Genomic DNA, 25,664 nt, shown 5'->3' with positions numbered 1-25,664 from the left:
ATTTCTATCCCGTCCCAAATCACACTTAGGCCAAAACTCTGCATGCAGCCATGCGGATTTTGCGATGGTTTCGCACGGCAAATCCAATCAGAATTGAATCGTTTCAATCTTTCGGGCATGATGACCCATCTCGCACTTGCACAAAACGTATTTGCATAACTCAGGACGTAGTTGCCACCATAACCGTCACGGGCAACGGCCTATCTGGATATTTCGGACATGACGCAAACTGCCACCCGCCCCGGTTTCTTCGGGAACCTGCCGATATTGGCCTTGGCCCTTGCTTCCTTTGGCATTGGCACGACCGAATTTGTCATCATGGGGCTTTTGCCCGATGTGGCGCTTGATCTGGGTGTGAGCATTCCCGATGCCGGGTTGCTGGTCACCGGGTATGCGCTGGGTGTGACTTTTGGTGCGCCGTTTCTGGCCGTTGCAACCGCGCGTATGGATCGCAGGCGGGCTTTGTTGCTGCTGATGTCGATCTTCATTCTGGGCAACTTCCTGTGTGCGGTCGCACCTGACTACTGGCTTTTGATGGCCGCCCGTGTTGTCACCGCCTTCTGCCATGGGGCCTTCTTTGGGTTGGGGGCCGTGGTGGCCTCAAACCTTGTCGCGCCCCATAAACGGGTGCAGGCGATTGCCTTGATGTTTTCGGGCCTGACATTGGCCAATGTGTTGGGTGTGCCGTTCGGCACGGCCCTTGGTCAGGAACTTGGCTGGCGTTCGACATTCTGGGCTGTGGTGGCGATTGGTGTTTTTGCGGCTGTCTTTTTGTATATCGCCTTGCCGCGCAAGATCGCGGCCTCAACCGGCAGTCTCTGGCTCGAAGCCAAATCGCTTGGAAAAGCGCAGGTCCTGTTTGCCATGCTGATCAGTGTTCTGGCTTCCGCCAGCATGTTCAGTGTCTTTACCTATATCACGCCGATGCTGACCGATATTACCGGCATCACCCCGCGTCAGGTGACCTATGTGCTGTTGCTGTTCGGGGTTGGATTGACCATCGGCAACTATATTGGCGGGCGCCTGGGTGACTGGCGCTTGATGCCAGCCATCATCTTTGCCTTTGTCATGCTGATTGCGATTCTTGCGGTCTTTACCGAAACCCTCTCATCGGTCATTCCGGCTGTGGTGACGGTGATGCTGTGGGGGGTGGTTGCCTTTGCTCTGGTATCCCCGCTTCAGATGCGCGTGGTCAACGAAGCCTCCGATGCGCCCAATCTGGCCTCAACCCTAAATCAGGGGGCGTTTAACCTTGGCAATGCCGGGGGCGCATGGTTTGGCGGCATGGCGATTACCCATGGCGTGTCCTATCAGCATATTCCCTGGCTTGGAGCAGCAATTGCTGTTTTCGCCCTGCTGTTTGCGATCTGGAGCCACTTGCTCGATCGCCGCGACGAAGTCTTTGTTGAAAACGGGGCCAGCGCCTGATTGAAAACAAAACCCGCCAGCCTTTCGGTTGACGGGTTTTTCTTTGATTGGGCAGGGCCGATTGCAAATCAGCTCACCCAGTGGCGTATCTGGTCCCAGCTCTGGCTGATGGTCGACCCATATTGATCAATGATCAGTTTGATCGAAATGGCAATTGATGTGACGACCAGAAGCGGCCTTACCAGACGCGCCCCGACCTTCATCACCATGTGGGATCCGATCTGTGCGCCAATAAGCGCCCCGGCAGCCATCACAAACCCGATCATCCACACGACCTCGCCCCCGGCAATAAACATCACAAGCGATGCAAAGTTCGATGTGAAGTTCAAAACCTTGGTATGGGCGGTGGCCTTGGTCATGTTGAACCCAAGCAGGGCGACAAAGGCGATGGAAAAGAACGATCCCGTTCCCGGCCCAAAGAACCCGTCGTAAAACCCGATGCCAAAGCCTGCGGTAAAGGCGAATGTGGCCTTGCCAATCATCTGATGGGCATCAATATCGCCCACACGCGGTGAAAACAGGAAATACAGCGCAATCAGGATCAAAAGCCCCGGCAGGATCGTCATCAGAATGCCCGGATCAAGCATCTGAACCAGTACCGTGCCAAGTGCTGATCCGGCAAAAGTCAAAACAATCGCCAGCACCATGTCACGCGGATCAACGTGCCCCTTGCGAATGAAACTAAGCGATGCGCTAAAACTGCCAAAACTGCCTTGCAGCTTGTTGGTCGCAAGTGCCTGTGCCGGTGTGACTCCCGCCCACAGCAGGGCTGGAATGGTGATCAATCCACCACCGCCTGCAATTGCATCAACAAACCCGGCAAAGGTCGCAACGACAAACAGGATCGCTAAAAGATCAAAACCAAATTCCATGGGGCGGCTTTCATTCAAAGGGCGTGGCCGCAGGTTTCGGGGCGCTGCGGTCTGTCAGAACAGCGCACATCATATGGTTTTGTCTGCGCACGTCCAGTCAGATCAATTTAAGCCGTTGAAATGCACGCAGGCTGCTCTACAAGGTGAAACATCATTCTTTGTATGAGTTCCAGATATGCCCGAATTGCCAGAGGTCGAAACAGTCACCCGTGGTCTGATACCTGTCATGGAAGGACGTATTGTCGACCATGTGGTGCAGCGTCGCGAAAACCTGCGTTTCCCGTTTCCCGACGGATTCGTTGATCGCATGGCCGGGCGCAAAATCAATCAGCTGACGCGTCGCGCCAAATATATTCTGGGATATCTGGATGACGGGCAGGTGTTGCTTGTTCATCTGGGCATGTCCGGGCGCATGACCATCCATAATGACCCGACTGTTGCCGTGCCCGACCCGGCCAAACACGATCATGTCGATTTCGTTATGGAAGGCGGTGCGGTTGTGCGGTTTAACGATCCGCGCCGGTTTGGGGTGATTACCCTGATTGCCGCCGACGAAGTTGCCACCCATAAAATGTTGGCAGGCATCGGACCGGAACCCTTGGGCAATGCATTCAATGCCGCCGTTCTGGCAGACGGCATCGCCAAACGGGCAAGTCCGATCAAGACCGTGCTGCTTGACCAGAAGCTGGTGGCCGGTCTTGGCAATATCTATGTCTGCGAAGCCCTGTTTCGGTCCGGCATCGCACCGGATCGTCAGGCAAAGGACCTGAAGGCGGGCGAAATTGACCGGCTTTATCGTGAAATCCGTCTGGTGCTGGAAGATGCCATTGCCGCAGGCGGCTCAAGCCTTAAGGACTATCGCCAAAGCGATGGCGAGCTTGGCTATTTCCAACATAACTTCCGTGTCTATGGCCGGGAGGGCGAAGCCTGTATCGCCGATGGCTGTGATGCAACAATTGGGCGCATCGTTCAGGGCGGACGGTCAACCTTCTTCTGCCCAAGCTGCCAGAAATAGGGGCCGACTCGGTCTGTACTTCGGAAAGGCATGCGGTCGGGCGCAGTGCAAGTGTCGGATGTGCCGCATTGGACAAGGCCGCAGAGCGCTGCGCGACAACATTTTTTCCACGTCAGACTACCCTGTTTGTGACCGGTTTGGTTGCGGCGTGGCACTAAAATCGGTAAAACAGTATCAAAATATGGTTTCAGACGATTCGGCCCGACATCGTCACCAGCGACTCTGGCGCAATGCGTTTCGGGTTCTTCGGGCGGGAACAGTGAATAAAAGGATTACAAGCATGTCTTACGAAAACATCATCGCCGAGAAAAAGGGCAATGTCGGACTGATCACGCTTAACCGCCCCAAGGCGCTGAATGCGCTATGTGAGGCCCTGATCACCGATATTGGTGGTGCCCTGGATGATTTCGAATCCGATGACAACATCCGTGCGATCGTCATTACCGGATCGGAACGGGCCTTTGCCGCCGGTGCCGATATCAAGGAAATGGCCGATTACGACTATATGGATGTCTATAAAAACGACTTCATCACCAAGGGCTGGACCCGTGTGGCAAGCTGCCGCAAGCCGACCATTGCCGCAGTTGGCGGATTCGCATTGGGCGGTGGTTGTGAAATGGCCATGATGTGCGACATCATGATCGCCGCTGATACCGCCAAGTTCGGTCAGCCTGAAATCACCATCGGCACCATCCCCGGTGCTGGCGGCACGCAACGCCTGACCCGTGCAGTGGGCAAGGCCAAGGCCATGGAAATGTGCCTGACCGGTCGCATGATGGATGCCGAAGAAGCCGAACGTGCTGGTCTGGTGGCGCGAATCGTTCCCGCCGACTCGCTGCTTGATGAAGCCCTGCAACTGGCCGAAAAGATCGCGTCCTTCTCGGGCCCTGTGTCGATGAAGGTCAAGGAATCGGTCAACAAGGCCTATGAGATGACACTGACCGAAGGTCTGATGTTTGAGCGTCGCGAGTTCCATTCGACCTTTGCGCTTGAAGACCGCGCAGAAGGCATGAAAGCCTTCTCCGAGAAGCGTAAGGCTGATTTCAAGCACCGCTGATTGCGGGGTCGATGGTCTTGTGTGACCTCTGATTCTGCCAACGCATGGCCGGGTTGCGGTGACAAAGAGTCCTGACCCGCTGAAAATGGCGGTATCGGGGGTTGACGAGGGTTTCGCTCGGCGCTATAAGCCGCGCTCCGAATTACGTAACATTTGTTTGAAGAGACAGGTTCGCAATGGCTCACCATAAATCGGCCAAGAAGCGCATTCGCCGCAACGCCGCCCGTGCAGAAGTTAACGGTGCACGTATCGGCCGTATTCGTACCTACGTTAAGAAGGTCGAAGCTGCGCTGAACGTTGGCGACAAAGATGCTGCTCTGGCTGCGATGAAAATCGCCGAGCCGGAAATGGCGCGTGGCGCACAGCTTGGCGTTCTGCACAAGAACACCGCTGCTCGCAAGGTTTCGCGTCTGACTGCACGCATCAACGCGCTTTAATTTATCCCTTATGGGATGGCGAGTCGAAGGCCGCACCTCTGGTGCGGCCTTTTCGCTGCTCGGATTTCGCAGAATCACCTTTTGTTCTTTGGTTGCGCGGGTGCAAAAAACCGCAGAAAACAAGGACCGTTTTGGTGGCGAAATCCTTTTAACGTTCTGTTAAAGATCGCCTTGCCTGATGTGGATCACATCATTACAGTGTTTGGACTTCTAAGGGCGCGCAAAGCGGCCAATGACGAAGAACCAAAAAACAAAAGGCGCGAGTACACTTCCCCAAGCTTGTGGAAGGCCAGCGTGTTGGTCGCCGTGGTGATCAACGCGACACAGTATTATTTTGCCTTTTGCGATCTTGTTGGTAGTGAAATTGGGATGAGCGGGGAAAGGTTCTTACAGTGCAGCACGCCGTGAGGGACACACAATCGGCACTTGGACAGTCCGGCGGGGGGATTGCGGGTGACCAGCAGGCAGCACTCGACGATCATGTGGTTGCAACCTGGCAAGTCGTCCGCGAAAAGCTGCGCGCCGAATTTGGCGCAACGGCCTATCGCTATTGGCTGGAGCCGGTTGCCCTGATCGCAGTTGAAGCAGGTGTCGCGCGCTTGGGCGCGCCGACCCGTGCCATGCGCGATTGGGTAACCCAGCATTATCTCGACCGTATCCAGACTTTCTGGCACGCCGAAGACGCCGATGTGCATTTTGTTGAAATCAACATCGTGTCCGGTTCCGGTGCGCAATCTGGCACATCTTCTGCCCGGAACGGTCAAAACAGCCATAACGGCCAAAATGGATCTGGTGGTGCGGCTGCGTCTTCTGCGCCGTCCACCCATGCAAAACCCAATTCCGGATCTGCTCAGGGCATCACCGTTACAGGTGCGCCAAGCCAGTCAAAGGCAACCGGCCGCACCGCAATTGCCAGCATGTCTGACGATGGCATTTCTGCTGCCCTTGATCCGCGCTACACCTTTGATAATTTCGTTTTGGGCAAGCCAAACGAATTTGCCTATGCCGCGGCACGCCGTCTGGCCGAAGCCGAATCGGTGCCGTTCAATCCGCTGTTTCTGTATGGCGGTGTCGGGCTTGGTAAAACCCACCTGATGCATTCTATCGCCTGGCACATTCGTCGTACCCAGCCCCACCGCACGGTGATTTACCTGTCGGCCGAGAAATTCATGTATCGCTTTATCCGGGCGCTGCGTGACAAGAACACGGTCGATTTCAAGGACCAGTTCCGTTCGGTCGATGTGCTGATGGTCGATGACGTTCAGTTCATCTCGGGCAAGGATTCGACCCAGGAAGAATTCTTCCACACCTTTAACGCGCTGGTCGATCAGGGCCGTCAGATCATTGTCTCGGCGGACAAGTCACCATCCGATCTTGAAGACATCGAAGAACGCCTGCGTTCGCGTCTGGGATCGGGGCTTGTGGCTGATATCCATGCCACCACCTATGAGCTGCGCCTGGGCATCCTTGAATCCAAGGCCGAACGTCAAGGTGTGGAACTGCCCCAGCGTGTCATGGAATTCCTTGCCCATAAGATCACCGCAAACGTCCGTGAACTCGAAGGGGCGCTTAATCGCGTGATTGCCCATGCCCAGTTGGTGGGGCGTGAAATCGGTCTTGAGATGGTTCAGGACGTCCTCCATGACGTTCTGCGTGCGTCTGAACGCCGGGTGTCGATCGAGGAAATCCAGAAACGCGTTGCCGAGCATTTCAACATCAAGGTCTCTGACATGCATTCGGCGCGGCGTGCCCGTGCGGTGGCCCGCCCGCGTCAGGTGGCGATGTATCTGTCCAAACAGCTGACCACCCATTCCTTGCCGGAAATCGGCCGCAAGTTTGGCGGGCGCGATCACACCACGGTCATGCATGCCGTGCGCAAGATCGAAGAACTGCATGGCACCGATCCGTCGCTGTGTGAGGACATTGATCTTTTGCGCCGTATGCTCGAAAGCTGATCGACCTATTTTCTGACCCTAAGGCATTTTAATTGGGGTCGAATCCGCCTGTTTTGCAGGCGGATTTTGCGTTTGGATTTGGTCGATTTTTCGCGTGGAATATATCATCGAAACTGCGAGTCGCGCAGTATGCGGCGCTTTGCGCGCAAGGGGCGTATTTCTGTCCGCCGACTCGTTTTATTTGCTTGGGTTTAAGCCGTAAAAATCCTTCGATTTCCCTGTATGCATGTTATAATGCCTTTTCTTCATCCGAAAGGGTGGGGGTCAGGTGAGAAAACTGATTAAAAATCAATTTGTTAAACGAATACTGACAGACGGATAGGACGGGCATGAAGCTGACCATCGAACGCGCGGCGCTGTTGAAATCGCTGACCCATGTTCAAAGTGTTGTGGAACGGCGTAACACCATTCCGATTCTGTCCAATATTTTGCTTCGGGCAGAGAACGATCGCCTTTCCCTGACGGCGACCGATATGGACCTTGAAGTCGTCGAAACAACGACGGCGGAAGTTTCCGAATCCGGTGCAACCACCACCCCGGCCCATACGCTTTATGAAATTGTACGCAAATTGCCTGATGGCTCTCAGGTGCAGATCGCGCTTGAACCCGGTGCGGGCCGTCTGACCCTGTCTGCGGGGCGTTCGAAATTCAATCTGGCAGTTCTGCCGGTCGATGATTTCCCGGTGATGTCGGGTGGCGATCTTCCGGTCAGTTTCGGTCTTGCTGCTGCAGAACTGCGCGGCCTGATTGATCGCGCTGAATTCGCGATCTCGACCGAGGAAACCCGTTATTACCTCAACGGCATCTACTTCCATGCCACCGACGCCGAAGGCACCAAAATCCTGCGCGCTGTTGCCACCGACGGTCACCGTCTGGCCCGTGTCGAGGCACCGCTGCCCGATGGTGCGGAAAACATGCCCGGTGTCATCGTGCCGCGCAAAACCATTGGCGAGCTGCGCAAACTGATTGATGAAACCGGCGAGGCGGTCGATATCGCACTGTCTGACACCAAAATCCGCTTTGGTTTTGGCGATGCGATCCTGACCTCCAAACTGATCGACGGCACCTTCCCGGATTACGAACGCGTTATCCCGTCGGGCAATGACAAGACGCTTGATATCGAATGCAAGGGCTTTGCCGATGCGGTCGATCGTGTTTCGGCGATCTCGATTGAAAAATCCCGTGCGGTCAAGGTTGTGCTGTCGGGCACGACGCTGACCCTGTCGGCATCCAGCCCCGAACATGGCACCGCGTCCGAAGAACTCGAAATCAATTATGACGCCGAAGACATCGAAATCGGTTTCAACTCGCGCTATCTGCTCGACATTGCCAAACAGGTCAAGGGCGATACCCTTAACCTGCTGATGTCTGACGGATCGTCACCGACCATCCTGCGCGATACCGACGACCTTTCTGCATTGTACGTTTTGATGCCGATGCGTGTTTAACGGTAAGCGCGATACACTGTGGCTGTTCTTGCCAATAACCTCACACCCGAAGACGGTGCGTCCATGACACATCGTCTTGCCGTTTCCCGTATCCAGCTCAGCGAGTTCCGCTGCTACGAGAGTTTGAAACTGTCGTTAAGCGCGGCGCCGGTCGTGCTGACGGGACCAAACGGGGCAGGCAAGACCAACCTGCTCGAAGCGGTGTCGCTTTTGGCACCGGGTGGTGGATTGCGGCGCGCCAAACTGGGCGAGATTGCCCGCAATGTGCCGTCAAATGTGCCGCCCACAGAAACCGGTGCACCGCGTGCCTGGGCCGTGTCGGCCAATGTCGAAACACCCGATGGGGCGTTTCAACTGGGATCGGGGCTTGATCCGGCCGCCCTTGAACAGGGCCGCGAACGCCGTGCCGTTCGAATTGACGGACAGGCACAGCGCGGGCAGGCGGCACTGGGCCGGGTTTGTGCTGCGGTCTGGCTTACCCCGCAGATGGACCGTCTGTTTCTTGATGGCCCATCAGCGCGCAGGCGCTTTCTGGATCGTCTGGTCTTTGGCCTTGATCCCGATCACAGCAGCCGGGTTGCGGCCTATGAGCATTCCTTGCGTTCGCGGACCAAGCTGCTCAAGGAAGGCAAGGGCGATGATAAATGGCTGGCCTCGATCGAAGATTCGATGGTCCGTCACGGCATTGCGGTTGCGGTCGCACGTGCCGAATTGCTTGCCCGGTTAAGCCGGGCCGGAACCATGGCCATCGGGCCGTTTCCCGCAGCCCGTCTGGCGCTGTCGGGGGATCTTGAAGACTGGCTTGAAACCCTGCCAGCGGTCGAGGTCGAAGATAAAATGCGGGCTGCATTGCGCGATGGACGAGGACGTGATGCGACCTATGGCGGGGCAGTGGTCGGCCCGCAACGCAGCGATTTGCTGGTTTGGCACGATGCAAAGGGCCAGTCGGCAGATCAATGTTCCACCGGGGAACAAAAGGCGTTGTTGCTGTCGATCATTATGGCCAATACCCGCCTGCAGACAAAGGCACGCGGGGCTGGCCCGCTGCTGTTACTTGACGAGGTGGTTGCGCATCTGGATGCAGAGCGCCGCAATCACCTGTTTGACGAAATCGTGGCGCTTGGCGTCCAGGCCTGGATGACAGGCACGGACCGGGCGCTGTTTGAAGGTTTGGACGGTCGTGCGCAATTCTTCCGCGTGGAAGATGCCACATTGTCTCTTGAAACCACTCCGTGAATGCCGAGGTTGTGACCCTATGACCAACGAAACCGAAACGCCGAACACTGGTGAAACGTCGCCGGAATATGGCGCAGAATCGATCAAGGTTCTCAAAGGCCTTGAGGCGGTGCGTAAACGCCCGGGCATGTATATCGGCGATACCGATGACGGAACCGGTTTGCACCATATGATCTACGAAGTCGTCGATAACGCGATCGACGAAGCGCTCGCCGGGCATTGCGACACCGTCTGGGTGCAGCTTAACGGCGATGGCTCGGCGACGATCCGCGACAACGGGCGCGGCATTCCGACCGACATGCACAAGGAAGAAGGCGTTTCCGCCGCCGAGGTCATCATGACCCAGCTTCACGCCGGCGGTAAGTTCGACCAGAACTCCTATAAGGTTTCCGGTGGTCTGCACGGTGTGGGTGTGTCGGTGGTCAACGCGCTTTCGACGCTTTTGAAGCTCCGCGTCTGGCGCAATGGCAAAGAACACTACATGGAGTTTTCCGGTGGTGATGCGATCAAGCCGCTCGAAATCGTCGGCGATGCGCCTCTGACCGAAGACGGAACTCCGTTGTCGGGTACGGAAGTCACCTTCTATCCGGATGCCGAAATCTTCACCATGACAGAGTTCGACCTTCCGACCCTCGAACACCGTTTGCGGGAACTGGCCTTCCTGAACTCGGGCGTGATCCTGACGCTCCGTGATGAACGCAGCGGCGAGCCGGTTGAGCAGAAACTCCATTACGAGGGCGGCATTCGGGCCTTTGTCGAATATCTTGACCGCAACAAGACCCGCCAGATCGAAGAACCGATCAGCATCGAAGGCGAAAAAGACGGCATCACCGTTGAAGTGGCGCTTCAGTGGAACGACAGCTATCACGAAACCACGCTCTGCTTTACCAACAACATCCCGCAGCGCGATGGCGGGACGCATATGGCCGGTTTCCGTGCGGCGCTCACCCGTCAGATCAACTCCTATGCCCAGGAAAGCGGCATTGCCAAAAAGGAAAAGGTCGCGCTGTCGGGTGATGACGCCCGCGAAGGGTTGTCTTGCGTGATTTCGGTCAAGGTCCCCGATCCGAAATTCTCATCCCAGACCAAGGACAAGCTGGTTTCATCCGAAGTCCGTCCGGTGGTTGAGAATATCCTCAATGACAGGCTCGCCCAATGGCTTGAAGAACATCCGCAAGATGCGCGCAAGATCGTTTCCAAGGTGGTCGAGGCCGCCTCTGCCCGTGAAGCGGCCCGCAAGGCGCGTGAACTGACGCGCCGTAAAGGCGCGCTTGATATCTCGTCCCTTCCGGGCAAGCTTGCCGATTGTCAGGAACGCGATGCGTCCAAAGCCGAACTCTTCATCGTGGAGGGTGATTCCGCAGGGGGCTCGGCCAAACAGGGCCGTGAACGTGGGTTCCAGGCAATTTTGCCGCTGCGTGGTAAAATCCTTAACGTCGAACGCGCACGGTTCGATAAAATGCTGTCCAGTCAGGAAATCGGCACGCTGATTACCGCGATGGGCACCGGGATTGGCCGCGATGACTTTGACATCGAAAAAGCCCGCTACCACAAAATCATCATCATGACTGATGCTGACGTCGATGGTGCGCATATCCGGACCCTGCTTCTGACCTTCTTCTATCGTCAGATGCCTGAACTGATCGAACGCGGTTATCTCTATATTGCACAGCCGCCGCTTTATCGCGCCAAGCGTGGCAACTCGGTCCAGTATCTCAAGGACGACCGCGAGATGGAGCAATATCTGACCGCACAGGGGACCGAGGACGCCGTGCTTACCCTTGCTGGCGGGCAGCAGCTTGCAGGGCCGGATCTGGTGCGGGTGGTGGAACTGGCGCGCAAGGCCAAAGGCTTCCTTGAGCCGCTTTCAATCAAGCTGCCGATCTCGGTACTGGAACAAGCCACCCTTGCCGGTGCGCTCAACCCGGCCCTGCTTGATGATGACGGCAAACGTCTTGAAGCTGCCCAAACGTTGGCCAAGCATCTTGATACCCTCGAAGAGGACTATGATCGCGGCTGGCACGGCGAAGCGCCAATGGATGAAATCGTGCTCTGGCGCATGTTGCGCGGTGTCGAACAGCGCCATATCATTGACGGCAATGTGCTCCGCTCGGCCGAAGCACGCGCTATTGCTGGCATTCTTGGCGAATTGCGCGAACTCTTTGAAGCGGGCGCGCAATTCGTTGCCAAGGACAAAAGCTGGAAAATCAACGGCCCGGTCGACCTGGTCAATGCGGTCATGGAATTTGGCCGCCGCGGCATTTCGGTTCAGCGGTACAAAGGTCTGGGCGAAATGAACCCCGATCAGCTTTGGGAAACCACGCTCGACCCGAACGTCCGGTCCCTCCTGCAGGTTAAGGTCAACCATGCAGACGAGGCCGAAGAAGTCTTCTCGACGCTTATGGGCGACATCGTCGAACCCCGCCGCGATTTTATTCAGTCCAACGCGCTTAAGGTGGCAAACCTCGACGTGTAAGAATTTTCGTTGTGTGAATTGACGCATAAAGTTGGAACCAAGGCCCCGAAGCTTCAGGGCCTTGGTTTTTTTATTGTGTACTGACGCATAAAACGTGAAAGCCGTTACACGGCGACCAAAGCGCCGTGGTTTTGAATGACCTTGGCCGAAAGGGCCTGACCTTTTGCGATGGCGTCCTCGATCGTACTGCCGGCAAAATGGGCTGCCAGAAAGGCAGCGTTAAAGGAATCACCGGCACCGGTAGCATCAACGACTTTTGAAACGCTCGGGGTATCAACGTTTGCTGCCTGACCATCTTTCAGGAACGTGCAGGGCTTGTTGCCATTCTTGACGACAACCTCCGTAACGCCCAGATCGCGATAGCGCAGGACGGTATCAGCCGGTGTGGCATCGCCAAACAGGCGCGCTTCGTCATCAAAGCTTGGCAATACAATCTTTGATTGCTTGGCAATATCTGAAAGCACCTGTTTGCAAACATCGCGATTTTCCCAAAGGGCGGGGCGAATGTTGGGGTCAAAAACGATGCTGGTTGTGGATGGCAGTTGACCGAGGCATTCCGTCAGGGCCGAACGGCGGTCTGGGGGCAGGATCGCCAACGTGATTCCAGACAGATAGACGACATCAGCGTCAGAAAATCCTGCCGCCAAACGGGCAAAATCATTTGCCATCTGTCGCGCCGCCGAATTTTCACGCCAATAGGTAAAAACGCGATCGCCGTCTTCCTGATCAATCAGATACAGGCCCGGCCGTTTGCCCGGCAGGCGTTGAATGGCGCTGACATCAATGCCTGCATCGGTAATGAATTTTACAATCCGCTCGGAATAACGGTCATCGCCAAGGGCCGTTAGATAGCTGACATGCCAGTCATCTGCCGCTGTCGCATTGCGGAAGTGCCATGCGGTGTTTAACGTATCTCCGGCAATACCCATTTTCCACTGGTCATCTGCACCGCCAGCCATTTCGATCATGCATTCCCCGCAGGAAACAAACCGCTTTGCCGTCATGATGTCAGCTCTTGTGCGATGGCGAGATCAGCACCGTCCGAAATCAATAGTGACAGGCGTGCGATCACCGCTTCACGCCAAATGGCACTTTCCTGCAGGCCATTGGGCATCAAGCCCTGCAAATGTGCCAGCCGGTCATAAATCGCTGCCGCTTCCTGAACATCGCCAAGTGCAGCGACAATATCTTCTGCGCGTGGATCGTTAAGGGTTGTCGCGGCCTCGCCCGCATCTGCCCCGTTGATCCGTGTGCGCATGACGGCAAGCCATGCCGCGAAACAAAGCGCAAAAGTGCCAAGCTGTTCAGGTGCATTTAGCATCTGCAATGCGGGGGCAAAAATGCGCTGTGGCAACTTTTCAGTGCCGTCCATGGCGATCTGGCGGGTTTCATGGGCAATTTCCGGGTTGCGGAAACGCTCCACCAGTTCGGCTCCATAATCTGCAAAATCAATGCTCGGCAGGGGGGGCATGGACGCCGCAGCATTTTCCATATGCCGGGCAATCAGTTTGGCGAACATGTCATTTGCCATCGCATCACGAACATAGCGGTATCCGCCCAATTGCCCGACATAGGCAATCAGAGAATGACTACCATTAAGCATCCGAAGCTTCATCAATTCATAGGGTTCGACATCCTTTACAAGGATGGCACCGGCCTTCTCCCATGCTGGGCGACCATCGGGGAAATCATCCTCAATCACCCATTGTGAAAACGGTTCGGTTTCGATTGCTGCCGGATCGTCATGGCCTGCCAGGCGTTTGGCATCGGCAAATGTTTGCGCCGTTGCGGCGGGCGTAATCCGGTCCACCATAGTCGACGGGAAGGACACATTTTCGGCAATCCATTGACCAAGACCCGGATCGATCTGCTGGGCAAAATCAATCACACCGGCGCGCAACAGATGTCCGTTAGCCGGAAGATTGTCGCACGAAACAATGGTGAAGGGACGAAGTCCCGCATCCTTACGACGTTTGAGCCCGGCAACCAGAATGCCGACCAACCCCGATGGTGCGTCGATATTTTCAAGATCGTGCTTGATAGCAGCATGATCGCGCTGCACCTTTCCCGATCGATCAATGCCATAGGCCTTCTCGGTCACCGTAATGGTCACAATCCGGATCGCCGGATCGGCAAGGGCGGCGATCACCGGCTTCACATCGCGCGCGGCAGCAATGGCGTGCGTCATGCTGGTAATTTTGTGCGCTTTCGGCCCATCGGGATGGCGTTCGATTACACTAAAGGCACAGCCTTGCGCATTGAGTGCATCGACAATATCAGTGCTGCGCAGACTAACACCAATAATGTGCCAGTCGCCCACCTCTGCCGCCATGGCATCATGGGTATAGACAGCCTGATGGGCGCGGTGGAAGGCACCGATACCGATATGCACGATACCAGCACCTGCCATCGGCAGTTCGGTTCCGGTATCCGGTGCGTCGGAATATGTCATTTCTTACTCCGCAAGCTGGTCAAGTCGTGCTGAAAGGGCGGTCATTACGCCGCGCAGCTCGGCAAGGCCCTTCAGGCGGCCAATTGCCGGATAACCAGGCTGTCCCTGGCGGTTCAGATCATCAAGAATGTCCTGACCATGATCGGGACGCATCGGAATCTGCCAGTCGTCCCGACCGGCTTCCTTGCGACGTTCTTCTTCGCGCAGGATCTGCTCGATCAGGGCCACCATGTCGGTATCACCGTCAAGATGTTCGGCCTCATGGAAGCTGCAAGGTAAACCTTCGCTTTCTCGTTTGGTGTTGCGCAGATGAATGAAATGCACCCGCTCGCCCCAGCGTTTCATCATGCCCGGCAAATCGTTACCCGGATGAACGCCAAGTGATCCGGAACACAAGGTAATGCCGTTTTCGGGAATATCGACGGCTTGCATGACAAAGGCATAATCGGCCTCCGTCGACATGATGCGCGGCAGCCCCAAAAGCGCAAATGGCGGATCATCCGGGTGGCAGCACATGCGAATGCCAACTTCGCGTGCGACCGGGACGACTTCTTCAAGAAAGGCAACCAGATTGGCGCGAAGCGTATCGGCGTCAATTTCGGCATAGGTGGCAAGAAGCCCGCGCAAATCGTCAAGTGACAGATTCTCGACCGAGCCTGGCAGACCAAACGCAACAGTGCGTTCAAGTTCCGCACGGCGGTCTTCGGACATTTCATTGAATCGGGCTTTGGCAGCCGCAACAATGGCAGCAGGATAATCGTCTTTGGCACCGGCGCGGCACAGGATGAACAGATCAAACGCGACAAAGTCGGTCAGATCAAACCGCATGCAGGTGGCACCGTTTGACAGGCGCCAGTTCAGATGGGTGCGTGTCCAGTCAAGAACCGGCATGAAATTATAACAAACAATACGGATGCCGGAGTTTGCCAGATGGCGCAGGCTTTCCTTATAGGCTTCGATATGGTCGCGCCATGGGCCGACCTGACGTTTGATCGATTCTGAAACCGGCAGACTCTCAACCACATCCCAGGTCAGGCCGGATGCGCTGCCGTCTTTCATGGTCGCAATCTCGGTATGACGCTTGGCAATTTCGTCGGGGGTCCAGACAGCACCACTGGGGATGTGATGAAGGGCGGAAACCACGCCATGTGCACCGGCCTGACATATAGCGTCAATGCTCACGAGGTCATGGGGGCCGAACCATCTCCAGGTTTGTTTCATATGCTTCTCTCTGTATTGGCGTGATGTCTGCAATAGCGACTATAACTGCCGTGGATAGTATCATGCCATAATTATGTTGACTAGTATGGTAGTATGCAATATGACTCGCAAAAGCAAGGAGATATTGATGGTCGCTCCCCAACAAAACGACTGGGAAATTACGCACGATCAAGCTGTCGGTACCCAGATCCATCGCATCATTCGCGAACGGATCGTGTGCACCGATTTGCTTCCGGGTGTGCGATTGTCCGAAGCTGAACTTGCAAAACATTTCAATGTCAGCCGCCAGCCCGTGCGTGAGGCCTTCATCAAACTTGCCGACGAAGGCTTGCTTGAAATCCGCCCGCAACGCGGCACTTATGTCAGAAAAATTTCTGTCGCGGCTGTTCTCGATGCCCGCTTCGTCCGCGAGGCAATCGAAGCCGACATTGCCGGTTTTGTTGCAAAAGAACCGGACGCTGCTTTTCTTGCCCGTCTCGAACAATTGATCACCGAGCAACGCAAAGCCATGAAAGGCGATGCACGGGCTTTCCTGAAACTTGATCATGATTTCCATCGTTGCCTCGCCGAAGTCGCAGGCAAAACCTATGCCTGGAAAATTGTCGAGGATGTCCGCGCTCAGCTCGATCGCGTGCGATATCTCAGCTACTTCCAGTTCCCGATGGAAGAAATCATTGATCAGCACGTCGGAATTGTTTCGGCAATCACATCACGTGACCCCGAACAAGCCAGTGCAGCGATGCGTGAACATACTCGTGAAATCCTGCATACGCTGCCTGATATTGCGCGCTCCAGAACGGAGCTATTTGACGACGCCGACAAGATTGCGCCGTCACCCTAAGGCATCACCAAATAGGGAGGAACAGATGCTTACAATACAATCAACCAAGAAACTGATACTCGCCGGCGCAGCCGCCATCCTGATGAGCAACTCTGCAATCGCAGCAGAGATGACGCTCAAGCTTGGTCATCTTGCAAATGAACAGAACGCCTGGCACAAGGCTGCCGTTAAATTTGGCGAGGAGCTTTCAACCCTCACCGACGGTCGTATTGAAGTTCAGGTCTTCCCGAATGAAACCCTTGGCAAGGAAATTGATCTGATCAATGGCATGCAGCTTGGTGCTGTCGATATGACAATTACCGGCGAAAGCCTTCAGAACTGGGCACCAAAGGCAGCCCTTCTTGCTGTGCCTTATGCCTATAAAACGCTTGAAGACATGGATGCCGTTGCCAGCGGTGAAATCGGTGATCAAATTGAACAGCAGGTCATCGAAAAAGCCCGCATCCGCCCGATCGCCTATTTTGCCCGCGGTCCGCGTAACCTGACCTCCAACCGCGAGATCAAGTCGCCAGATGATCTGAATGGTCTGAAACTGCGTGTTCCAAACGTGCCGCTGTTTGTTGATGTCTGGAAGTCGCTTGGTGCGCAGCCAACCCCGATGGCCTTCTCCGAAGTCTTTACCTCTCTGCAGGCAGGTACCATTGACGCACAGGAAAACCCGCTGGCTCTGATTGATTCGGCAAGCTTCGATGAAGTTCAGGACTTCGTGAACAAAACCGAACACGTCCGCTCGTGGATTTATCTGACCATCTCGGAAATCACCTGGGGTAAGCTGTCTGACGCTGACAAGGAAGCCGTCATGGAAGCCGCAAGCCGCGCACAGGCCTATGAGCGTGATCTGTTCAAGGCTGACGAGGAACGCCTGACCAAAGAACTTCAGGACAAGGGCATGACCTTTGTTGACGTCGACAAAGATGCCTTCGCCTCAAAGGCCAAAGACGCCGTTCTCGCAAACGTTTCTGATGAAATCCGTCCGATTGTCGAAGATCTGTTTGCCAACTGAGTTCTGCCGGTTCGGCCGCGTGATTGCGGCCGAACCTTTTCCGACGGGGAAGTAACGTGCGTTCAGCCAGATTATACGCGTTGATCATAGCAGTGTGTCGGATTGGAACAGGTGCCGCTTTCGGCGTTCTGATCTGCACGGTTTTGATACAGGTCTTTTCGCGAACCTTCTTGCCCAGTTCTCCGGTCTGGACAGAAGAACTCACCCGTCACGCGCTGCTGTTTATGGCAGCTTTTGGCGTTGGGCTGTCCTTTCGCAATGGCGAACTGGTTAATGTCGAAATCATCTGTGACCTTCTGCCCCTGCCGGTCCAGCGTGTATTGATGTTTATTTCTGCGGTCCTTACAGCCGGTTTCTGTCTGATATTGCTGTCACCGGCATGGATGTTTGTTTCCATCGGCGTGCTTCAGACCTCTCCGGCACTCGGGGTCCGGATGGACTTCATTCACGCGACTGTTTTCATTTTGCTTGCCGCTCTCTGCCTTTTTGCGGTTCTGCGCATCATCCGTATCATTGCCGGCGTCTCTGACGGTAAAGCCGAAGATACGACAAAGGACGTCCCATGAGCCTCGCAATTCTATTTGGCGTTTTCGTTCTCGGCCTTGTCATCGGCCTTCCGGTTGCGGTGACACTCGGGCTGTCGTCGTTATGTTACCTCCTGATTGAAGGCATCCCGCTTGTCGTCATTCCGCAAAAATTGTTTGCCGGGATGGACGTTTTTGTCCTGCTGTGTATTCCGGGCTTTATCCTGGCCGGAAACCTGATGAATGGTGGCGGTATTACGCCGCGCATTGTGCGTTTTGCCAATGCCCTGGTCGGTTGGATGCGCGGTGGGCTTGGTCTGACCAACGTGACGGGCTCCATGCTGTTTGGCGGCATTTCCGGAACCGCAGTCGCCGATGCGGCATCCATTGGCGGGATGATGATCCCGGGCATGGTGCGCGCCGGATATACCCCGGCATTTTCCGCTGCTGTGACGGCGGCCTCATCGACAGTCGGGCCGATCATTCCGCCCAGTATGCCGATGATTATCGTTGGTGCGCTTTCGGGGATTTCGGTTGGCAAGATGTTCATCGCGGGGGCCATTCCGGGCATTCTGATGGGACTTGCCATGATGGTGACCTGTTACATCATCGCGGTAAGGCGCAATTTCCCCCATCAGCCATGGCAGGGGTTCGGTGAACTGGGCCGCTCCTTTGTTGGAGCCTTCTGGGCGCTTGCGATGACCGGGCTGATTATTGGTGGTCTGCTCAGCGGCATTGCCACCCCGACGGAAACAGCCGTCATTGCCAGCGCCTATGCCCTTGTTGTCGGCTGTTTCGTCTATCGCGAATTACCCCTGCGAAAGGTGCCGAAAATTATCATCGACAGTGCGGTGACGGCGGCGGCCATTCTGGCTCTTGTCGGGCTGGCGAATGTGTTTGGCTGGATTCTGGTGTCCGAACGCATCCCGCAGATGATTTCAGATACGGTTCTGTCGATTACCGACAACAAATATGCCGTGATCCTTTTGATCAATCTGGTGTTGCTGATTGTTGGCATGTTCATGGAAACCATTGCCGCGCTGATCATCCTGTTTGTACCGCTTCTGACTCTGGCGACCAATGTCGGCGTTGATCCGATTCATTTTGCCGTCTTTGCGGTTCTCAACCTGATGATCGGTCTGACAACGCCGCCGGTGGGGATTTGCATGTTCATCTGCGCAAACATCGCCAAGGCACCCGTCACCACTGTGATCAGGGCACTGGCACCGTTTCTGGTAACCAATATCCTGATCCTGTTCCTTGTTTCCTATATTCCGGCGCTGTCAACCTGGCTGCCGTCCCTGATGGAGTAATCAATGCAAACACGTGTTTGCCGGCTCTATGGCCAAGATGATCTGCGGATCGAAACCGAAGCAACCACCGACCCGGTCGGCGATGAAGTCCTCATCCGGGTTGGGGCGGGTGGTGTATGCGGTTCGGACATGCACTATTATTTCGAAGGCGGGATCGGTCAAATCCGTGTACGTGAACCGATCATCCTCGGCCATGAAGCCGCCGGTACAATTGTAGCACTCGGTCCGGATGTCAGCGGTTTGTCTATTGGGCAGAAAGTCGCAATCAACCCAAGCCACCCTTGCGGGACCTGCAAATATTGCCAGCAGAACCTGCAACAGCATTGCCTGAACATGAAATTCTTTGGTTCGGCCATGCCGATGCCCCATATTCAGGGCGCGTTCCGCGATCTGGTCAGTGTCGGGCAGGGGCAATGCTATTCGATTGCCGATACAACCGATATCGGGCATGCGGCCTGCGCCGAACCGCTTGCAGTATGCCTGCATGCGGTTGCACGTGCCGGTGATCTGAGCGGCAAGAAGGTTCTTGTCACTGGAGCAGGCCCGATCGGAAGTCTTTGTGCTGCGGCCGCAAAATGCGCCGGTGCTTCTGAAATCGTTGTGACCGATCTACAGGACTTTGCCCTTGGCGTTGCGCGCGAAATGGGCGCAACCGAGACCATCAATATTGCAACGGCGAGTGATGAATTGACCGCCTATGAACGTGAAAAGGGGCATTTCGATGTCTGTTTTGAATGTTCTGCAGCACCGGCGGCGCTGCGCACTGCAATCAGTACCCTGCGCCCGCAAGGCATTCTTGTTCAGGTTGGTGTTGCTGGTGAAATGCCGGTACCGTTCAACCCGCTGGTTGCCAAGGAACTTACCATTACCGGTACATTCCGTTTTCACACGGAATTTGCACAGGCCGTTCAAATGATTGATGGCGGGGAAATCGACGTAAGCCCGATTGTTACCCAGACATTGCCGGTTGAAACTGCGAAAGAAGCCTTTGAGATCGCACGTGACCGCAGCAAATCTGTGAAAGTTCAGTTGTCGTTTGCCACTTGATCAAGTGTTCGTCGCGCAAATGGCTTGATCTGGCATTGCTGTGCATTGACGCATAAAACCGAAAAGCCGGTGATGTGGGCATACCCATCACCGGCTTTTTATTGCCCGTCATTAACCAACAACCCACCCTGTTATAATTATGTGACAGCGGGTTCTTTTCTTTTTCGTGTGGGTCGGGGATGATATTTCTCCTTGCTGCCCTATCGATAGGAGAATTGCGGCAATGACGGAAAACCTGACGCCGATGATCCGGAACTGCGCACGCGCGGTGATCATCCGCGATGGCGCTATTCTTCTGCAGCACAAACAAAGCCCGTCCTACGGCACCCGCTACGCACTGCCTGGTGGGGCACAGGAAGAAAATGAAACCCTTGAAGCCGCGCTGATACGCGAATGCCAGGAAGAAATCGGCACCACAGTCGCGATAGGCGCACTGATGCATGTGGCGGATTTCTTCAAGTCACGCAGTTCAGATTCAAAAATAAAAAGCCATCGGGTTGAGTTCCTTTTTTCCTGCGTGGTGCTGGATGATTATCTCGCGGCCAACGGTCCTGCGCCGGACAAAAATCAAAAGGATGTTTTCTGGCTTCCGCTTGATGAATTGAAAACCGCACCCTTGTACCCCGGTGATTTTCGTAAGGTGCTTGATGCACCGGCAGGACACCATCCGTTGTACCTTGGACAGATCGCATGACCGCAGCCCTATCCGCCCCCGTGCGCGACAATTTTCGCTTTTTGTGGGTTGAAACAAACACGCAAGTCGCAGAACTCCGCGATGCTCTGGAACAGGGGTCGCTGGATCTGGCGCGCAAGATCGTCGAACGCAGCGGCTATGCCGATAATCTGAAAATGCGCGTGCGCGATGGCTGCATCACCGCCATCATGCAGGCGCCAAAATCAAGCCCGGATGCCTTGATGTTGCGTGCGGTCGAAGGCATTGCCAGCGATCTTGAACGCGTCACCCGCCTGTGTCGCGATTGTGTTGCGCAATATGAAACCCTCGAAGCTGTGCCGCGCCGCAAACGTCGCCGCCATGCCGCCCTGTTGGCCCATGTCGAACAGGGTCTTCAATTGATCGAACAGGCCGCCAATGAAAGCGACACGGCAATCGCGGTCAAGGCGATCAAGGTCAAAAACAGGATTGATGAAGATTATCAGAAGCTTATCCGCGCCTGTAACGCCGATCTGCGCAACCGCAAAGACCCGTCGGTGGTGATTGCATCGATCTTTATGGCCCAGCGCATCGAAGAGATGGGTACAATCATTCAGGATATGGGCGATGCGATCATTTCGGCCAATATGGGACAGCAATTGACCGCAGATCGCTATCGTTCCCTTTCGGCCACGGTCAAGCACCTGCGCGGCAAACGCAAAACCGGTGATATCACCATCGAACCCCTTGCCCAGACGCGATCAGGAAGCGCGATTTCCGGCGTCGCCGATGTCGGCGCGGATGATGACAGCTACATCGCCGTGTTCAAGGATGGCAAACGCCGAAAGCTTAAGGAAGAACGCCAAAAGGTCGATCGCTGGAATGCGATTTATCCCGGTCTGGCGCCCAAAATCCTGTCCTTTTACAAAAAACAGGATCAGGCGGCTCTTCTGATCGAACATTTGCCGGGCCTGACCTTTGAGCAAATCCTGCTGCAGGAAGACCCGGCCTTGCTTGACGAGGCCTTCAAGGCGTTGAAAAAAACACTGCGCGCAGTTTGGCGCAAAACCCACGTCAAAAAGCCCGTCCCCGCACAATATATGACCCAATTGGCCAAACGGATGGATGCGGTTTATGACATCCACGGTCACTTCAAAAACGATGGGTGTGCGATTGCCGGTCACTCCGTGTTGTCGTTTGACGCATTGATCAAGGCCTGTGCCGCACGTGAAGCCAAACTGAAAAATACCTACACGGTTCACATCCACGGCGATTTCAACTTCGACAACATCATTTACGATGCACAAACCCGCGCCATTCGGTTTATTGATCTGCACCGCTCGACGGATATGGATTTCCTGCAGGATGTGTCGGTCTTCATGGTGTCTGGCTATCGCCTGCAGGCACTTGATGCCGAACGCCGCCGTCGCGTGAATTGCATCATTGCCGACTTCTATGGCTTCGCCCGCCGTTTTGCCGCCAAGGCCGAAGATGATACCTTCCAGCTTCGTCTTGCACTTGGGCTGGCGCGCTCTTTTGCCACATCAACACGCTTTATTCTGGATCAGTCGCTGGCGCGCAGCATGATGACCCGTGCGCGCTTCCTGCTGGAACGTGTCGCCGCATCCGATCCGCGCAAACCCGCCGACTTCAAAGCCCCGATCGAGGACCTGTTCATTGACTAACAAGAAAATCGCCGTTGTCGGCATTCCCGGAAAATGGTCGACCGAGGCCCTGGCAGACGCGCTTGAGGCAAAAACAGGCTTTCGTCTTGTGATTGATATGGCCGATGTCACTGCCGACCTTGCAACCGGCACAGTGATGGCAAACGGGATTGATCTTGGCAGTCTTGACGGGTTGGTGGTCAAAAAAATCACCGAAACCTATAGCCCCAATTCCCTTGATCGGCTTGAACTTCTGCGTCTGGTCGAGGCCGCAGGCACCCGCGTCTTCAGTCCGGCGGTGAACATCTTGCGTTTGATTGATCGGCTGGCCTGTACGGTCACCTTGCGCAATGGCGACATTCCCATGCCCGAAACAAGGGTTACGGAAAATGTTGATCATGCCATTGCTGCGGTAAAGGCATTTGGCGCGGCCGTCTTCAAACCGCTTTATTCGACCAAGGCACGCGGCATGACGGTGATCACCGCCGATCAGTCCGATGAAAATATCCGCACCGCAATCACGGCGTTCAGGGCCGAAAACCCGATGATGTATATCCAGCGCAAACTGGATCTGCCCGGTCAGGATCTTGGGCTGGTATTTATCGGCGGGGTTTATCACGGGGCCTATGCCCGCGTTGCCAAGGGCGATGCCTGGAACACCACAATCCATAGCGGCGGCAAATACGCCCCGTTTGAATGCGATGCCGATGTGGTTGAAATGGCCCGTCGTGCACAGGCCCTGTTTGACATGGATTTCACCACCGTTGATGTCGCCCTGACCAACCAAGGCCCGATTGTCTTTGAAGTGTCCGCCTTTGGTGGTTTCCGGGGTGCCAAGGACGGCATCGGCATTGATGCCGCCGCCCTTTATGCCGATCATGTTCTGGATGCCCTGTCATGACCGATCCTCAATCGCGACTGTCTGCACACGATATCGCCGAACGCTTGGCAGGCGGGCAGGGGCTGCTGCCCGGCGGGCTGCTGCTGGGTCTGGATGATATGACAATCCGGGTGCGTTCGAACTCCGCAGAACTGCTTGAAAACTTGCAGGGCTATTTCAGCCATATCGTGATCGCGGATACCGATACTGATACCGATACCGATACGTTCATCGACCTCCATGCCTTTGAATGTGCTGCGCCAGACCTGTCACTTGATTATGTCGATTGGCCACGCGAAGCGGGCAAAACCGGGCGCAAGGATGCCTTTTTCGATCTGGCCGACGGGCGAATTGTCACAAAGGTCCGCACCGGTATGGTGTTCCTGCAAAGCAAGGATCACCGGATTGCCGCCGGTCCCTGTCTGGAAAACGACAATCAGGTGATCAATTTCATCAACGCCCAATATATGAACATGCTGCAACAGAACGGCTGGTCGATCTGCCATGCTGCCGGTCTGGTGCGCAATGGCCGCGCCTTGGGGCTGGCGGGTTTTTCGGGCGGTGGCAAATCGACCTTGATGTTGCATATGCTCGGCAACAGCGACACGGCCTTTCTGACCAATGACCGTTTGTTTGCCAAACGCAGTGCCGCGTCTGATGATGCGGCGAAGGTTTGGGCGGCGGGCATTCCGAAATTGCCGCGCATCAATCCCGGTACCGCGCTTAATAATCCGCTGCTTGGCGATATTGTCGATGCCAAACGCCGCAGGGAACTGGCATCCCTTTCCAAAGCCGAACTTTGGGATATCGAAGAAAAATATGATGTCGATATCGATCAGGTCTATGGCACCGGTCGTATCATCGGGCGCGCACCGCTATGTGGTTTCGTGATCCTGAATTGGGCCCATGACAGCACCGCCCCGACCCAGATTACCCGGGTCGATCTTGCCCAACGCCGTGATCTGCTCGCGGCTGTCATGAAATCGCCCGGCCCGTTCTATCAGCGCGCAGACGGTTCGATGTATGAAAGCGATGCGGTTCTTGCCGCCGAACCCTATCTTGCGACCTTTGCCGGGGTGCCGGTCTATGAGGTCACCGGGCAGGTCGATTTTGACCGGATTGCCCAGCAATGCGAGGCCCTTTTTGGTGATCAGGGTGGGCTACCATGACCCGTGAATTGCTGATCATGCGCCATGGCAAGGCAAAGGACCCCCTTGGCATTGCCGACCGCGATCGCCCGCTTAAGACCAGGGGAAAACGACAGGCCCAGCGCATGGGCGCATGGCTTCAGGAACAGGGATTGCAACCCGATCTGACGGTGGCCTCACCGGCTGAACGCGCCTTGGTCACGGCGCAAAAAATGCTTAAGGCGGGTGGCCTGAACACCCATGACATCACCGTGGATGACAGGATTTATAACGCATCTGTGGAACGTCTTCTTGATGTGCTCGCCAGCTATGGGGACGGGCCCGAAAGACTGTTGATGGTCGGGCATAATCCGGGGCTCGAAGGCCTTGTACATTACCTTGCGCCATTGTCCCTGCCCGGCACGGATGATGGACGGTTGCTTAAGACCGGAACACTCATTCACCTGTCCATGCCCGATGACTGGCAGCAACTTGACCGTGACTGTGCCACCATCCGTCATTACATCCGGCCAGATTGCTTGCCCGCACGATTCCCCTTTGCCGGGGCACAGGGACGGGAATGGCGTGATCGCCCGGCCTATTATTACACCCAGTCGGCGGTGATCCCCTATCGCTGGAATGCGCAAGGAATGATCGAAATCCTTGTGATTACATCCAGCAGCAAGGGCCACTGGGTCGTGCCCAAGGGCATTCATGAACCGGGATTAAGCGCACAGGAATCCGCCGCCCGCGAAGCCGAAGAAGAAGCCGGCGTGCGCGGCCCGGTCCACCCGGACGCAATCGGCACCTATCGCTATGAAAAATGGGGGGCGACCTGCGAGGTTGCCGTCTATCCGATGAAGGTCACCGACATTCTGAATGCCGATATCTGGGAAGAAAGCCACCGACAGCGCCGCTGGGTCGCACCGGACATTGCCGCCCGACACATCAAGGAAGACGGCTTAAAGGCGATGATTCTTCAGTTTGCCGCATCTCCCCCGGCGGAGGATCACTAA

22 protein-coding genes are annotated in these 25,664 nt (G+C 55.6%); 18 read left to right on the top strand and 4 right to left on the bottom strand.

Annotated features, from left to right (window positions below; genetic code table 11):
- Positions 1-219: 219 nt before the first annotated feature.
- Positions 220-1,428: an MFS transporter gene (locus JF44_RS0116940; protein ID WP_052066009.1), complete on the top strand. Its 1,209-nt coding sequence runs from the start codon at positions 220-222 to the stop codon at positions 1,426-1,428.
- Positions 1,429-1,496: 68 nt separating this feature from the next.
- Here JF44_RS0116940 and JF44_RS0116935 read toward each other — a convergent pair whose 3' ends face one another.
- Entirely contained in the window at positions 1,497-2,300 is an 804-nt protein-coding gene (locus JF44_RS0116935) for a TSUP family transporter (protein WP_033070165.1), read from the bottom strand.
- A gap of 175 nt (positions 2,301-2,475) precedes the next feature.
- Here JF44_RS0116935 and mutM point away from each other — a divergent pair, with 175 nt between their 5' ends.
- The 7 genes from mutM to gyrB all read left to right on the top strand — a co-directional run bounded on the left by mutM (position 2,476) and on the right by gyrB (position 11,924).
- Positions 2,476-3,315: a bifunctional DNA-formamidopyrimidine glycosylase/DNA-(apurinic or apyrimidinic site) lyase gene (gene mutM / locus JF44_RS0116930; RefSeq protein ID WP_033070164.1), complete on the top strand. Its 840-nt coding sequence runs from the start codon at positions 2,476-2,478 to the stop codon at positions 3,313-3,315.
- 280 nt (positions 3,316-3,595) lie between these two features.
- Positions 3,596-4,372 (top strand): enoyl-CoA hydratase, encoded by a 777-nt coding sequence (locus JF44_RS0116925; RefSeq protein WP_033070163.1) that lies wholly within the window; start codon positions 3,596-3,598, stop codon positions 4,370-4,372.
- A gap of 176 nt (positions 4,373-4,548) precedes the next feature.
- Complete coding sequence (gene rpsT, locus JF44_RS0116920) at positions 4,549-4,809, top strand: 30S ribosomal protein S20 (protein ID WP_033070162.1); 261 nt, start codon at positions 4,549-4,551, stop codon at positions 4,807-4,809.
- Between the two features lie 392 nt (positions 4,810-5,201).
- On the top strand, positions 5,202-6,764 hold the full coding sequence (gene dnaA / locus JF44_RS0116910; RefSeq protein WP_033070160.1) for a chromosomal replication initiator protein DnaA: 1,563 nt from the start codon (positions 5,202-5,204) through the stop codon (positions 6,762-6,764).
- Between the two features lie 329 nt (positions 6,765-7,093).
- Entirely contained in the window at positions 7,094-8,212 is a 1,119-nt protein-coding gene (gene dnaN, locus JF44_RS0116905) for a DNA polymerase III subunit beta (protein WP_033070159.1), read from the top strand.
- Positions 8,213-8,275: 63 nt separating this feature from the next.
- A complete protein-coding gene (recF, locus tag JF44_RS0116900) occupies positions 8,276-9,448 on the top strand; it encodes a DNA replication/repair protein RecF (protein WP_033070613.1) in 1,173 nt (390 codons plus the stop codon).
- 19 nt (positions 9,449-9,467) lie between these two features.
- Positions 9,468-11,924 carry a DNA topoisomerase (ATP-hydrolyzing) subunit B gene (gene gyrB, locus JF44_RS0116895; RefSeq protein WP_052066008.1) on the top strand — a complete coding sequence of 819 codons (2,457 nt, stop codon included), beginning with the start codon at positions 9,468-9,470 and terminating at the stop codon, positions 11,922-11,924.
- Between the two features lie 104 nt (positions 11,925-12,028).
- On the opposite strand, the gene JF44_RS0116890 is transcribed toward gyrB, so the two are convergent.
- The 3 genes from JF44_RS0116890 to uxuA are packed head-to-tail and all read right to left on the bottom strand — an operon-like array spanning position 12,029 to position 15,597.
- Complete coding sequence (locus tag JF44_RS0116890; RefSeq protein WP_033070158.1) at positions 12,029-12,928, bottom strand: sugar kinase; 900 nt, start codon at positions 12,926-12,928, stop codon at positions 12,029-12,031.
- Positions 12,925-14,376: a mannitol dehydrogenase family protein gene (locus JF44_RS0116885; protein ID WP_033070157.1), complete on the bottom strand. Its 1,452-nt coding sequence runs from the start codon at positions 14,374-14,376 to the stop codon at positions 12,925-12,927. Before JF44_RS0116885 ends, JF44_RS0116890 begins: the two co-directional genes overlap by 4 nt.
- A gap of 3 nt (positions 14,377-14,379) precedes the next feature.
- Positions 14,380-15,597, bottom strand: a complete 1,218-nt coding sequence (gene uxuA / locus JF44_RS0116880; protein WP_033070156.1) for a mannonate dehydratase — start codon at positions 15,595-15,597, stop codon at positions 14,380-14,382.
- 127 nt (positions 15,598-15,724) lie between these two features.
- Here uxuA and JF44_RS0116875 point away from each other — a divergent pair, with 127 nt between their 5' ends.
- The 10 genes from JF44_RS0116875 (at position 15,725) to JF44_RS20400 (ending at position 25,664) form a co-directional block, all read left to right on the top strand.
- Positions 15,725-16,438 (top strand): GntR family transcriptional regulator, encoded by a 714-nt coding sequence (locus JF44_RS0116875; protein ID WP_033070611.1) that lies wholly within the window; start codon positions 15,725-15,727, stop codon positions 16,436-16,438.
- Positions 16,439-16,463: 25 nt separating this feature from the next.
- A complete protein-coding gene (locus JF44_RS0116870) occupies positions 16,464-17,441 on the top strand; it encodes a TRAP transporter substrate-binding protein (RefSeq protein WP_033070155.1) in 978 nt (325 codons plus the stop codon).
- Positions 17,442-17,497: 56 nt separating this feature from the next.
- Entirely contained in the window at positions 17,498-18,007 is a 510-nt protein-coding gene (locus tag JF44_RS0116865) for a TRAP transporter small permease subunit (protein WP_033070154.1), read from the top strand.
- Positions 18,004-19,278 (top strand): TRAP transporter large permease, encoded by a 1,275-nt coding sequence (locus JF44_RS0116860; protein WP_033070153.1) that lies wholly within the window; start codon positions 18,004-18,006, stop codon positions 19,276-19,278. The genes JF44_RS0116865 and JF44_RS0116860 overlap by 4 nt, the downstream gene beginning before the upstream one ends.
- A gap of 3 nt (positions 19,279-19,281) precedes the next feature.
- Positions 19,282-20,325: an L-idonate 5-dehydrogenase gene (locus JF44_RS0116855; protein ID WP_033070152.1), complete on the top strand. Its 1,044-nt coding sequence runs from the start codon at positions 19,282-19,284 to the stop codon at positions 20,323-20,325.
- 223 nt (positions 20,326-20,548) lie between these two features.
- Positions 20,549-21,019, top strand: a complete 471-nt coding sequence (locus JF44_RS0116850) for an NUDIX domain-containing protein (protein WP_052066007.1) — start codon at positions 20,549-20,551, stop codon at positions 21,017-21,019.
- Positions 21,016-22,662 carry a PhoU domain-containing protein gene (locus JF44_RS0116845; RefSeq protein ID WP_033070151.1) on the top strand — a complete coding sequence of 549 codons (1,647 nt, stop codon included), beginning with the start codon at positions 21,016-21,018 and terminating at the stop codon, positions 22,660-22,662. Before JF44_RS0116850 ends, JF44_RS0116845 begins: the two co-directional genes overlap by 4 nt.
- On the top strand, positions 22,655-23,542 hold the full coding sequence (locus JF44_RS0116840) for a GAK system ATP-grasp enzyme (protein ID WP_033070150.1): 888 nt from the start codon (positions 22,655-22,657) through the stop codon (positions 23,540-23,542). Before JF44_RS0116845 ends, JF44_RS0116840 begins: the two co-directional genes overlap by 8 nt.
- Positions 23,539-24,690, top strand: a complete 1,152-nt coding sequence (locus JF44_RS0116835; protein WP_033070149.1) for an HprK-related kinase B — start codon at positions 23,539-23,541, stop codon at positions 24,688-24,690. The genes JF44_RS0116840 and JF44_RS0116835 overlap by 4 nt, the downstream gene beginning before the upstream one ends.
- Positions 24,687-25,664 (top strand): histidine phosphatase family protein, encoded by a 978-nt coding sequence (locus JF44_RS20400; protein WP_156111714.1) that lies wholly within the window; start codon positions 24,687-24,689, stop codon positions 25,662-25,664. The genes JF44_RS0116835 and JF44_RS20400 overlap by 4 nt, the downstream gene beginning before the upstream one ends.

The organism is Thalassospira australica (assembly GCF_000763295.1).
Lineage (GTDB): Bacteria > Pseudomonadota > Alphaproteobacteria > Rhodospirillales > Thalassospiraceae > Thalassospira > Thalassospira australica.
The sequence above is the reverse complement of the archived record's forward strand: the minus strand, read 5'-3'. Positions and strand labels throughout refer to the sequence as shown.